General features: G+C 32.8%; 9 protein-coding genes. 2 read left to right on the top strand and 7 right to left on the bottom strand.

What is annotated here, in order from left to right; genetic code table 11:
- Positions 1-2: 2 nt before the first annotated feature.
- The 7 genes from Q4550_RS18470 to Q4550_RS18440 form a co-directional block, all read right to left on the bottom strand.
- Positions 3-233 (bottom strand): DUF2198 family protein, encoded by a 231-nt coding sequence (locus Q4550_RS18470; RefSeq protein ID WP_194218757.1) that lies wholly within the window; start codon positions 231-233, stop codon positions 3-5.
- A 133-nt stretch (positions 234-366) separates the two neighbouring features.
- A complete protein-coding gene (locus Q4550_RS18465) occupies positions 367-894 on the bottom strand; it encodes an acyl-CoA thioesterase (RefSeq protein WP_194219583.1) in 528 nt (175 codons plus the stop codon).
- Between the two features lie 143 nt (positions 895-1,037).
- Entirely contained in the window at positions 1,038-1,373 is a 336-nt protein-coding gene (locus tag Q4550_RS18460) for a hypothetical protein (protein WP_303535163.1), read from the bottom strand.
- Positions 1,374-1,659: 286 nt separating this feature from the next.
- On the bottom strand, positions 1,660-2,850 hold the full coding sequence (locus Q4550_RS18455; RefSeq protein ID WP_303535162.1) for a PDZ domain-containing protein: 1,191 nt from the start codon (positions 2,848-2,850) through the stop codon (positions 1,660-1,662).
- Positions 2,851-3,103: 253 nt separating this feature from the next.
- Positions 3,104-4,543: a S41 family peptidase gene (locus Q4550_RS18450; protein WP_483298571.1), complete on the bottom strand. Its 1,440-nt coding sequence runs from the start codon at positions 4,541-4,543 to the stop codon at positions 3,104-3,106.
- A gap of 500 nt (positions 4,544-5,043) precedes the next feature.
- Positions 5,044-9,138, bottom strand: coding sequence for a hypothetical protein (locus Q4550_RS18445; protein WP_303535160.1), 4,095 nt, complete (start codon positions 9,136-9,138; stop codon positions 5,044-5,046).
- Positions 9,139-9,402: 264 nt separating this feature from the next.
- On the bottom strand, positions 9,403-10,911 hold the full coding sequence (locus Q4550_RS18440; protein ID WP_303535159.1) for an ATP-binding protein: 1,509 nt from the start codon (positions 10,909-10,911) through the stop codon (positions 9,403-9,405).
- Between the two features lie 702 nt (positions 10,912-11,613).
- Here Q4550_RS18440 and Q4550_RS18435 point away from each other — a divergent pair.
- Together Q4550_RS18435 and Q4550_RS18430 are read left to right on the top strand one after the other, a co-directional pair.
- Positions 11,614-12,222, top strand: coding sequence for an ArsR/SmtB family transcription factor (locus Q4550_RS18435; protein WP_303535158.1), 609 nt, complete (start codon positions 11,614-11,616; stop codon positions 12,220-12,222).
- A 79-nt stretch (positions 12,223-12,301) separates the two neighbouring features.
- Positions 12,302-13,591, top strand: a complete 1,290-nt coding sequence (locus Q4550_RS18430; RefSeq protein ID WP_303535306.1) for an MFS transporter — start codon at positions 12,302-12,304, stop codon at positions 13,589-13,591.
- Positions 13,592-13,776: the final 185 nt, after the last annotated feature.

Here is a 13,776-nt window from a genome sequence, read left to right as displayed (position 1 = left end):
CGCTACTTCATTTTCTTCTTATTTTGTTTTTGTGTTTTCATTGAAAAGTAAAATCCAACAAGCGCTGACAAAACCGTTAAGACAATCAAATGTATCGGATGATCGATTCCACCAAACACAGCCCACATAAATAAAATCGTTAACCCGAAACTAACGTAAGTATTATATGTAACTCGCGTAAACACGACCATGATAATTGCCGGAACGAATAAAGCAATTAATATTCCTTGCATACTGGTAAGTTCCCCTCTCTAATCACAACTTCTCCCCCCATCTTACAACAAGTTAGGGAGAGAATGCTATGATCATAAAAGAAAACTCATCATTGGATATTCGTAACCTTGTCACATAGAATAAGAAACAACTTTACAATGTAGTAAACTGAGCTGCATCCCAAGGCTTTGGTGTTCCAAATTCACGAGCTAGCTTTCTACTTTCACCTTTGCGACCTTTACGAATCTCTTTTCGTTCAACAGCTGTTTCATTCAAGAATTTCTCCTCTTCTGTTTCAGGGTAAACACCTGGTACTTCAACTGGATTTCCTTCTTCATCAAGGGCTACAAATGTTAAAAGCGCAGTCGCACATACGTGACGTTCACCAGTGAACATTTTCTCTGCAATTGCTTTAACGAAAACCTCCATTGATGTCTTATGAGTCCACGTCACCATGGATTCAAGACAAACAATGTCTCCTTGGTTAATCGGATGAAGAAAATCTACTGAATCGGTTGAAGCTGTTACACAGGGTCTTCTTGAATGACGAGTTGCTGAAATAAGAGCAACGTCATCAATAAAGGCCATCAGTTGACCTCCAAATAATGTTCCATGAATATTTGTGTGAGTCGGATTGACTACGGTTGCTTTAGCCGTTCTGGACTCATTGGTAGACTTCATATTTGTATCTTCGAATACATTGTCCATTCTAATCACCTTTTCTTTCTTAATGGCTCTGCTAGTAAATTATTTTCTAGACTCATACCCTAATCGAGTAAATCTGTGTTGTTAGAAACAAATGACGAAATTCAACTCTTTATAGCTTATTTACTATATTTAAATCCTTTTTCACTAATCCGAGTAATAGGATATTCTTTTGACTCAGCAAGCATTTCAAGAATATTAAAGAGGGATGACTTAGAAATCGTGATTCTATAATGCTTCTCTAGTAGATCTGTCAGGTAAAGCGGCCCCATTGCCACTTGAGAACGTTCAAGGATTTCTACGATTTCGGAAATTGGAGCTCTTGTAACAACAGACGCGCTACCGTGCATTTGATTCATAATTGTTTCACGCTCTATTTCAAACTTTTGAAGCAACTTTATTTCTCTTTCATTAAGATCCATTAATTGTTGCTGCAACTGCTTTTCTCCAGTCATTGCGACATGCTCCTTTACGTTAAGAATGATCAAAGTGTAGCAAGCGTATTGCTAACATACAAGACAGTGAAAATCACTGTAAACGCAATCATGCAGGAGGAGAAACGCTTTTCTCACTTCCATATATTTCTCGAATAGAATCTATAACTAAATGGCATAGAAACAAGTACAATTTTATTTAGGTTTATATTTATAAGTAATAAAGAGAAACATGACTTTTACTATTTAATTAAAATAGCACAACAAAATAGAAGAAAGCCTCAGCCTTCTTCTATTAATTCGTTTATTATTGTGCTTCCTCTTGCTCCTCAAAACGATTTTCTTTTACAAATAGCAAACCAAGCTCATGATGAGTATTATTATAAAGCGCTTTTTGCTCAAACCTAACTTCTCCATTAACATCAAGCACTTCCATTTTACAAAAAGCGGCATTACGTTGCAGAGCCGTATAAAATTCTACACCTTTTCCTAAAGGTATCCCATTCACCTTAGATATGACTTCGCCAACTTGTAAGTTCATTTGATCTGCAGGTGAACCGGGGAGAATTCCAAGAATAACAAGTCCATTATTTCGTTCATTAAAATAGGCAGGCTTATTTTTACCTCGATGAAGAAGTAAAATACCAGCTCGTCCAAGAATCACTAGGATGATCGCAACTAATGCAATCCATCTATTACTCGAAAGGTAACTCACTAGACCAATTAAGACCGTTGCTCCCCCGAGAAGTGCAACCTGCCTCCCATTACTCTTCATTTCTGGAAAGGGTAATGCATGGTGTATAAGCTTTCGAAAGCCAATAGGAAACGGCAATAAGATAAAGGCATAGGTGCCAGCACCAAAATCAAGAAGAGGCCACCATGTAAATGATTCAACCTGACCGACTGGAAGGAAGAGGAATAGTGGTAAAAGCCATAGTCTTTGGACTTCATGGGCCCCCACTAACTTTCCACGTTTACTTTCTACGAGTCTTGGTGACGTCTGTTTCCCAGCATTCATCGTAATGAATAACCCTTCCATAAATACTAGAAAGCCAACTAAAATAGCGAGCGCAATCGGCGATGCATTCCCGATCCCCTCTTGCATCGTATTGAGAGTATCGTTACCGAAATCGATTGGAGTATAAAAAAACGTTGTTAGTGTAGGTAAGATGAACACAAAAGCAGGTGATAAAAAACGAATTTGTCCTGTTACTAAAAGCAAAAATGCTCCGAGACTCATTGCTACGGTGGTACTGAAAGGAATCGTTAAACCAAGCAAAAGATTAAGTATCAGAAAAGCGGCTCCCATCAATAATCCAGGTATGATAGCAAATGGAACATCGTCCAAAACATCATGTACTCTTGTGTGAAAATCTCTTCTATCACGTTTTACTCGTGAAAGACCGAGCATAAATGCTCCAATAATCGTAATATACGTGAGGGGATGAAGGAAAAAACTAATAATTCCCTTAAGTATTGAAAGGCCAATAGTGTCCATTTTATATTCCTCCATGCTTCTTAGCAGTTACTAAATGTCTGGCTATGTTATATGAATGTTCTGCTCATTTTTGTCATGAGAGAATTATCGAAAATACCCTAACATTGCCAAATAATCATGAGACAACCATTCTAGTTTACCTCATTTTAAAAATGTCTTCTATTTGTTCAATGTGCATATCATGGTCGAAAAAAATTCCGCAGGATTTCCTGCGGAATAGCTTCGACATCAACAGTTCATTTCCTTCTTGGAATTATTTAGCAAGTAGCTCGACCGCTGTCTTAAGCTGCACATCGTTATCAGGATTACGAATGGAATCAATAATTTTTTCCTGAAGTTTCTGCGCCGTTTTTTCATCTATTTTCCCAGTAATATTTATATCATTCGAACGTTGGAAAGCTTTTACTGCTGTAACTGTTTTATCACTAAAATATCCGTCTTTGCGTCCCGGTTCAAAACCAAGGCCTTTGAGCATGATTTGCGCAGACTCTACCTGCTCGCTGTTCTGATCAAATTCTAACGTCTTTTCAGTAGATAATGGATTTACGTAGAAGTAATCAGGCTGCTTCGCTTCAACCGTTGGCTCAATTCCTTCTTTATGAATCCAGTTGCCATCTGGTGTTAACCATTTAAACATTGTCAGTTTAATATTACTGCCATCTCCAAGGTCTAGCGTTGATTGAACCGTTCCTTTACCAAATGACGTTTCACCGACCAAATCATAATCGCCTGCTTCTTTAAGCGCTCCGGCAAGAATTTCTGCAGCAGAAGCACTCCCGCGATCAATAAGACCTACGACAGGATAATCTTTTTTCTCTTCAAGAGTAGAAACAGAACGCTGCTTCTCTCCTTCACGATCTTCAATTTGAACGTAAGGTTTGTCATTAGGAATCAGTTCTTCCGCCATATCCGAAACAACATTTAACAGGCCTCCTGGATTATTACGAACGTCAAGTACCAAACCATCAATGCCCTGTTTTTCTAATTTCTTCAACTCTTCTGAGAAGCTTTTAGCTGTATCCTCTGAGAATGAGGTGATTTGCAAGACACCGATTGTTTTTCCGTTTTCTTCTACCGTACTTGCACGCACCGTTTCAATAGGAATCTCATCACGAGTCACTTCTACCTTCATTGTCTCTGAAGCTCCCGGGCGTTGAACGCCGAGCGTGACAACCGTGCCTTTCTCCCCACGAATCTTTAATACAGCATCATACAAATCAAGTCCTTCTGTGCTTTCACCGTCGATCGTCATGATTTTATCATTCGGACGAAGACCTGCTTTCTCAGCAGGTGAATCTTTATAAGGTGACACAATCGTTACTCTTCCGTCAGTCATATTAACTTCCGCCCCAATCCCCTCAAAGGAAGAACCAAGGGATTGGCTAAATTGCTCAGCAGTTTTAGGGTCCATATAGACTGAATAAGGATCTTCAAGTGTATCTACCATTCCTTTAATAGCTCCATCTAACAACTCTTTTTGATCGATATCATTTACATAGCGATCCTGGATTAATTCATAAGCTTTGTTAATTTTCGTTAGCTCTTCTGTCTCTATTTCATTACCAGAACCAAGAGTTAAAGATTGAGTGCTCCCTTCAGGCTCGTCCTGTAATAAAGTGAAAGCCGCGTATGTACCACCTGAACCGATTACGAGGGCAATCACGACAAGTAAAGCGACAACTTTCCCCTGTATCTTCATTGTACTCACCTCTTCTAATTTGAAGGAAAAGGCACCCCATCATAACGATGCGATGCCTTTTCATCTTATTGTACTATATGATTCAGTTGTTTTCATTATGTTTCCATCTCAAATTGTGAGGGGGAAAGCCCGTTGAAGCGAGGCTCATCTTGTAAAAATACAAAAGAACTCTTAAAAAACTTTAGAGGTGTAAGCTTGATAAATCAAGCTTACACTATTTTTTTGTACAAAAGAAGGTTTAAATTGTACTTTATAAAAACTTTATAATTATTACTTTTTTAGTTTAACTACAATCACTTATTGTATAAAAATTCACTAAATTACATAAATACTACAAAGACAATAATAACGAATTGAGTTTCCCTTAATTTATATTTAGAAATCCTTAGTCCTTATCAAAAAAATCTTTTAGTTAGTTCCGAATTTTTGATTTCTATCCCTTATAATTAACATATTACATTCCCTCTTTTACTTCTGTATACTTAATTTTTCGTTCAAATAAATAATTCAACTGAAATTAAATTAATTAATAATATGTCTTCTTTTATTCTTTGTATATTAGTTAAAGACTCATCGTTTATTTGTAGAGACCCATCAAAGTGATCAAGTAAATAATCCTTAATAAATCGCACCTTTTCAAAAAGCTCTATTTCTAGGTGCGAATCTAGTTTACTTTTTTCACTAAGAAGATTTGTAATATTGGTAAGCTCTTGAAGCAACTCTGAAAAACTCTTGCTTACATTCTCTAAATAGCTTTCTCTATTCAGATATTTATCTATAATTTTTAAAGTAAGTTTGTCAGTACTTGAGTATTCATTAACAATCGCATTTAAATGTTGCATAATCAATAATATCTCACTGTATTTTTCAAATAATTTCGTATTTATTTCTTTGTTGATTTTTAGGTGATCCTTTTGCTGCTTATCAAGAGGTTTAGGAATTAAATAAACCTGATTAATATTTTCAGTTTCTTGTTTTAATGCATAGAAAGGAATAATCCAATTAAAAGTAAAGAAATACTTCTCTCTATAGCTGGGAAGAATAATAATTTTATTGATCATCTTATCAATATCCAGATACAAATTAGTTCTTTGATTGATGTCACTAATAACCCCCTTAAGTTTAAAAATTATTAGTTCAACTACTTCAAAAATTGTAAATATGCTTCTGTTTATATCAAAATGAATTATTAATACGTTCTCTTCTATTTTATCTTGTTGTACGTCTATATAATTCATTTCCTTAATTTCTTTAATTCCTTTAACTTCTTTTATTAGATTATTCAAAAACAAATCCAGATCCCTTTTATGTGCACTCTCTAAGTTATAATGGCTTGATCTTTGGTTTTCAATTATCCCTGCATAATAAGATAGAATAGTTTGCAGTTCTTTTATTAAATTCTTTTGATGTTCAAGTTTATTTTCAATTCCCTCTTTAAACCATCCCTTAAAAACTTTATTATACTCGTTCGAGAAAACACAAAGGTTCTCCAAAGCACTTCTTATATTAATTAGGATCAACCAGTTACCGACTTTTGAAGCCTCAATTTTCTTTAAATTTTCTTTTGAAAATTTTTGAGTATATTTTTTCTTAGTAATATAGTTGTATGAAATATTTAATTCTATATCCTTAGCTAACTTCTCCATATTTGCCCTGAAATCTTCCCAGGACTTTGTTAACTTTTTATATTTCTCTATAGTTGGAATTAATAAGTTTGTTTTTTCTAATTTTTCCATCGTACTATCTTGCGACTTTAATATTAGATATTCATCTATAGCACCAAATTTATCTATTATTAAACTTGGTAATAATAATTGACTTATTTTTCCCAACTCATTTATGCTATCTGTATATTTTTTTAAAGAGACAGTAAAAGCTCTAAGACTATTTTTCTTAAAATAATTAGTTAATAGTTCTTTTAAAGATAAAGTGAGATGAGTAATTTTTTCAAAATTCTCATCATGCCAACTAAGAAATTCATTCCAATTCTCTACTCTGTATTGATTTCGTAGTAAAGCCAATGCTACCCTATTTAACTTTTTATACTCATTTAACAAAAGATTATCTATAGAAATCTTTTTGAAACTTTCGTCTAAATCCGTCCGTACTTCATCCATTATAAATTTATGCCCAACACCTTGACTGCAATAATATTTTTTATAAGGGAATAGTTCTCTCAATATATAAAGCTCATTAGTTACCAGTACGCTTACAGATTTTTCATTATACAAATTTATCATTTTATAAATTTTAATACTTTCAGAAGTTTGTTCTACTTTGAGGATGTTGTATTGTAGTCGAAATTTTCTTAAAAGAACTTCCTTGTTTTTTTCACAAAATTCTTTAATCTTATCAGGAATAATTTCATTAATTCCAGCGATTATCTTTGCTATCTCCTCAATTTTGTAATCTAATTTAAGAATTTTATTCAAGTTAATTTGTTCGATAAAAGTTCTTAGGTCTCCATTACCTTCTGATTTACCTATCCATAAACTAGAGTTTCCTAATGCTAACCATTCATTTTTGGTTTGAGGATAATTGATTACATTATTTATATCACTTAACCATTTCTTTATATATTTGAATGTATTTACTTTTGGAGTTTGTCTTTTTCTATAATTTTTTATTTTATTTAATGAACTCTCATCGATAATGTTCTTTAGCATTGTATATGAAGGTTCCTTCATTATATTAGAAATATCAAAATCTAAAATAAATAAACTGATACTTGCATAATCAAATTTTTCACCAATCTCATCTATTAATGTCTTATTCTCTTCTATATAATCCCTAGTACCTAACCAAAGTAGACTGGATAATACTCCATTTATCCCCACCCATGTAGTTGGTGAAAACCTCTCTTTATTAGATATAAAAGTTAAAATATCTTTTACATTACGATTTTCAACATAAACGTTTTTTAGAAAAGCCTCGTAATCCTCTTCTACGATAGAAATTAAACTATATTTGGCATAATCAACCCAAGGATTAAATATATCATCAATAACAATGTCTCTTATTATTAACGATCTAACATAATGTAATCCTTCTAATATATTTTCTTCTTCATCTATTTTTATAAAATACTCATTTTCTAAATATTTTAAGGAAGTAATATCTTTTAAATTTAGACATTTTTTTATTTTCTTTAAATCTACTCTGCTATTATATACTGATGAAATAGTAATTACCTTTAATAACTCTAATTTTTCATAATTTTGAGTTCGGCCACATTCTTCTTCTAATTTCTTAATTTGCATAGACAACTTCTCTTTTAATCTGATTCCTTGATTTAAATAATATGCGAACTCTAATAGCGGCCCTTTTTCTCCAAAACTACTCCATGCTTCTTTAAAGTTTAAATGTTCTTGTTGAGGTAATTTATTAACATATTCTTCATAATACTTTTCTGCTTCTTCTTTCGAAAAAGATAACTCTATTTCTTTCCAACTAAGTTCGTAAACGTCTCCACTTGAGCGTTGCCAATCTTCTTCTCTGATTGTTACCAAAATAAATATGTTACTAAAACCTTTTAATTCTCTCAAGATATCTAACCAATTAAGCTCTCTTGGAGGAATATCAATATAAAGACCTATTGGTACTTCAGGTATTCTTGCTGCAAAGCTTTTTATTGCATGCGCTACTTCCAAGGTAGTTTCAATTGACGATAATCCTTTAGCTGTTAATTCAAAACGAAAATTTTCAGGAAAATATTCTTTCATATATCTATATGCCAATGTTGTTTTACCTTGTCCTGAAGCGCCATGCATAATTACCAACTGGTCTTTTAAATGTCCTTCATAAATTTGTTTTAACCATTTTTCTCTTTTAATATCTAAATTTTGTTCAATATGATTAAATTCTGTAAACGATCCTTCAGTAAAAGCATTTTTATTTACCAACTCTTTATTTCCGTTTAAGGCTGAAACTGTTTTACCCCAATGTTGTTTATATTGCATTTGAGCATTAGCATTATCCCCAATACTATATATTTTTTCTATAAAGTTCTTAAGTTTTATTTCAATAGAAAATTCCGAGCAATGATAAAGCCAAGCGTTTAAAATATCGAAAGTAGTACCTATAGAACAAGCCATAGATATCTCTTCTATTTTTTCAAATATCAGACTTTTCAAAGCGCCTTCATCTACTATTTCAATAGATATTGTTTGAAAAAAATATCCTATTTCATCTATTGTGTACCCTGCTTTAATTAATTTCTTTCTAATTTTTTCTTGATCATCTTTATTTTTTTTAATAAATGCACCCATTAATTCAGGCCCGACTTTATCAAAACTTATAATTTTAATGTTAGGGTTTTTTTCAAACTCTTTATATTTTGAAATCCTCCTAAAAAAGCTGTCTTGCTTACCAATTTTAAAATCAGACAATTTCAATTCACTACTTGCATGTGCTTTAATTTGAATAACTTCTAATAGACTTTCATCTTCGTCGCGGATACTTAAATCTTCATCTTTTTCCGGGTAGTATTTATACTTATCTTTAGCATTTAATATCCTGTTTATAATATAAAGTGTTTGTAGTCTATATCCCCTAAAAGCTGCAGGTGCGCCTAACTTAGACTCATTCATCTTACTATCTTTCCTCTCGAAAGTTTATAATAAATGATTTTGCTTATTTTACTTCTCAGCAATACTCAGGCTATTGTTATTGGGGGTTGAAAAATAAGAAAGATACAATAATTGTTTCTAGACCAAAGTTTAGTCATTGAACAAGAAGAGACCAAAAAAGTAATAGACTCAATCATTAGACAATTAACGGAGAATGATTTTATTTAAAGAGACAAATTTGCTAACGTAATATAATTAAATAATATACTCAATCCCCCCTTTGCCTCAGGAGGGGATTGAGTGTTTTCCACTACCATCATTTAAAAATAGCAGTACATTGCTTAACATATCTTCATTATTAACTAGTATTAAACATAGTTTCTTTTTTGCTCTAGTTAATATTTGAAATAGCATTTTGGTAGAATGATAGTACGACTGATTTGTTCCCATTAACCGTCCATTTTCATAATAAAAATGTTGATCAATTATAACACCTACTTTTTCAAACTCTTGTCCTACAACTTTATGAGCGTTCTCTTCTATCCCATGAATAATAGAATCATCGAATGGATCAATATTGTGTAGGCTATTTGTAAAGTTAATAAATTTCCACCCATCTCTCCTTAATACTACTGAATATTCTTTTGCTGTTTGCATGTTTTCAAAATATCTCATATGGACAATATCTTCAAAATTATATTTATTGTTTGATTCAGCAGTATTCAAATTAAATAAGTGTTTGATAAATGTTGCCATTTCTTTGTTAGTTCTTACTTTTTCTTTAAGACTATATGTCACATCACAAGAATCAATAATTTTCGTCGCCATTTGACGATTTATTTCTTTACTATGAAGACATTGGGCACCATCGTGAGAAAAGATGCAAGTAATATTCATATTATCTGTGAGTTCTAGAAGTGCATTAAATTTAGTAAGATCAATTCTTTGTGATTCATCAATGATAACTAGGTCCAAGTCTGAACTTATATTTGAACGGAAATTTCTTATCCCACAAATTGCCCAATTAAATTTATCAATTAATTTATTATGTCCGCTGTTTAACATTCCGCAATGTATAATCAGTACCTTTTTTCCTTGTAACCTTTGTTCTTTAGCAATATCATAGATTAAAAGAGTTTTTCCAGTACCAGGTGCTCCCTTAATAGAGACTCGATATGGCTTATTTATATAAGATTCCATCAACTCTTTTTTTATATTTTCTTGTTGTGCTGTTAAAAAATATTCTCCATTAATAAATTCGTTTGTTGAATTAAAAGGTGAAACTAAATAATAAGAAGGATCAAAATAAACATCTAAATTTTCTCTTATATTAACATTTTGCTCGTATATTAAATTAAGAACTTCCTTAACCTCTATATCAATTAAGGTATCGTTATGTAAACATACAAATCTATTCTCATCTTCAATAAAAGTTATTAAGTAGGCTTTTTTTTTCAAAGGACTTAAATAATAAGCATTTTTTATAAGTTGGTTTTTAATTTTATCACTACTTGTAAACTCACTCTTTAATTCAATATTAATATTATAATTTTCACCTAGTCTTAATAAATCAAATTCTTTTCCTATTTGCTTTATTTCATAACCAACTGAGAATTGATCTAAGTATTTTACTAAATCATAATTTCCGCTAGTATTTTCATATAAATTCCTAACCAAACTAGCTATACATTGTACTTCATAATCTCGAATATTAACCCCGTTTATTATTTTGTACTCTTTATATACTTCTTTTTTTAAGTTATTTTTAGCGTCAATTAATGATATTAAGTTCATAAAATCCCCCATCTTCAGTTGCTTTTTATAATAGAATGTATTTGTTTTCTTTCATATTTATTATACCAAAATATAACATACTGTACGGATAACACCTGTGGAAAGATTAGTTATTCCATAATTTCTCCGAGATAATTGAGGAAGTGAGGGAATCAATCATCCACTGTTCCACCACGATATAAATAAAGAAACAAGCACTGACACTATTTATGAATAAATTTATCAGTGGGATCGTTTTACGTTTATTACTTCCAATAAGTGAACCAATTAATCCAAAGAATATACTTAACACAATAGTATATACCGCTAAATCTATGAAACCTCAAGACGCATATCTCTCCCCCTTACTATAGCGAAACCGTCCAAATCTAAAAAAGGACAACTAAAATCTATCTTTAACTATTCCAATCTTTATCTTCCTTTTCTCTTTAGAAGGAGAAGGGCAATTATTACTAGAATGATTGGAACTAGCGAAATCATCGCTATGCTCATTCCACCCATACCCACACAATCCCTCCTCTACAGCTCTGTACTACTTTTTTTAGCAATCAAGACTACAATTGTATTTTAACATAAAATCCCAATAAATCTTTCCTTCTATATCCCTTTTCAAATGTAAAAGAGTATATTGTAAATCTCTTCCATAGATGTTACTATACAGTTAAATAAAACTGACGGAGTAAATAAAGGAGACTGTAGTATATGCTACCCATGATGACGTTAACCGATCACAGTCAATTAAAAGCCCTAAGCGATCCACTGAGAGCTAAAATGATGATTCGTCTCTTAGAAAAACCTTATACTGGGCAACAATTATCAGAGGTTTTTGACCTTTCTCGTTCCAAAATTCATTATCACTTAAAAGAACTTGAGAAAAATAAGCTCATAAAGGTTATTCGAAGAGAAGAGAAAAACGGGATTGTTCAAAAATTTTATCAGTCTGTAGCACGTGGTTTTACACCATCTGCGGAATTACTCCCACACATGACTGATATCAGTGAATCTTCAAGGCAACTACTATTCCAAATGGCTGAAAAAACCAAAAGTGTGATTTTATCTGCTCCTGAACATGCTTTTAATCAGGATCACGCTACTGAGGTACCGTCTGAGTGGAATTATGTAGGTTCAATGTGGCAGGTTAGTGCTACAGAGGAGCAGTTTAAAACCTGGATAAAGAAATATTTTGCGCTTATGGAAGAGCTTAGATCGTTAAACGAACAGAAAGAGAAAACTTCGAAACAAAAACTGTATTTTGTTTCGACGATGGCATTCGAGATTGATGATGAAATTTTTAAAGATGAGAAGGAGTAAGCACTCCTTTTTATTTGCCTTTACAGTCAAATAAATTTGACTGAGTAATTTTTTTAACTATAAGGAGGTTCTATTAATGATTGACATACTTAAGGACAAAAATTTTTCATTTTTATTTTTAGGTAGAATCGTAACGAATATTGGGGATAGTCTTTATTATGTCGCTACAATGTGGCTTGTTTACGAATTAAGTCAAAGTTCTTTTTATGTTGGTTTAGCAGGCTTTCTAGTTTTAGCGCCAAAAGCGCTGCAGTTTTTAACAGGTCCATTCGTAGATAAATGGGATATTAAAAAAATACTAGTTTCTACACAACTCCTTCAATGCCTTTTTTTGATATTAATTCCAGTAGCTTATGCACTTCAGTTTCTCACAGTACCCTTTTTGTTAGTCCTAATGCCTTGTATTGCCATTATCGAGGAATTTGCATATCCTACTCAAACAAAAGCCCTTCCATTAATACTAAAGAAAACGGATTTAATTAAAGGTAACTCTCTATTTTCGTTCGCCTATCAAGGCGTTGACTTAGTTTTTAATGCTCTTGCGGGCATTCTTGTTGCACTCATTGGAGCTATCAGTCTTTTCATTGTAGATTCCATCACCTTTGGTATTGCCGCTATCCTCTTCAGTTTCCTTAAGATTCCTAAAAAGAGGGAAGCACAGTTAGCAGCTGGTGTTAGAGAGGAAGCTCCTTTTGTCTCCTATAAAAGGGATTTGTCCGAGGGCTTCTCTATTGTCTTTGGATCCTTACTTTGGGTATTTTTACTTGGTTCGGTGGTGGCGAACTTTGCAATTGGCATTACGATGGCTATTTTACCCTCTTTCGCTAACAATATTGGTGGTGTAGAAATGTATGGTTTTTTATTAACTGCTGTTTCGGCTGGTTCGTTAATCGGTGCTCTCTTAGGTTCGGTATTAGGAAAGTTTCGTGTTGGCGTCATCTCCATTGTCTGTTTCGCATTAGGCGCTGGATCATGGACATTATCCGCGCTCATAGGAGCACCAATCATATCTACCGTTCTATTTGGACTTGCTTGGATACCAATAGGAGCAGTCAACGTATTATTTGCGGGGATTGATCAGGCAGTCATACCAAACCAAGTTTTAGGAAGAGTCAACTCTGTCATGTACAGCATAAGCGTGATAGCTATGCCAATTGGTTCTTTGTTAGGTGGATATTTAGCTACGACAATGAGTAGTTCAACAATATTTGCTTTTACTGGAATTGGTGTGTTTTTTATTTCATTAGTATGGCTTGTTCATCCAGATTTAAGAACGTTACCTAAAGCACATAACATTGATGCAAGCACCTTTAAGATCAATACGCAATCTTTTGAGCATGATACAGGAAAGGAAGCTCCCTTCAGATAGGATGTGAAACAGGGAATCTACTACTTTTAGAAATCAACAATAAAACGAGCCAAACTCTTTGTGCATAAGAAAGAGAATTGGGCTCGTTTCGTTACTCTTTTAAAGCTCCGATATTATGTAGTTACTTTTTTAGCTGTAGTAATCATTTTTTCTTTTCTCTTTTTTCTATTTTACTTAGTTGGCTA

It is taken from the genome of Anaerobacillus sp. 1_MG-2023 (assembly GCF_030547345.1).
GTDB classification, from domain to species: domain Bacteria; phylum Bacillota; class Bacilli; order Bacillales; family Guptibacillaceae; genus Guptibacillus; species Guptibacillus hwajinpoensis_B.
Note: the sequence above shows the minus strand (reverse complement) of the source record. Positions and strands in the feature narration are given on the sequence as shown.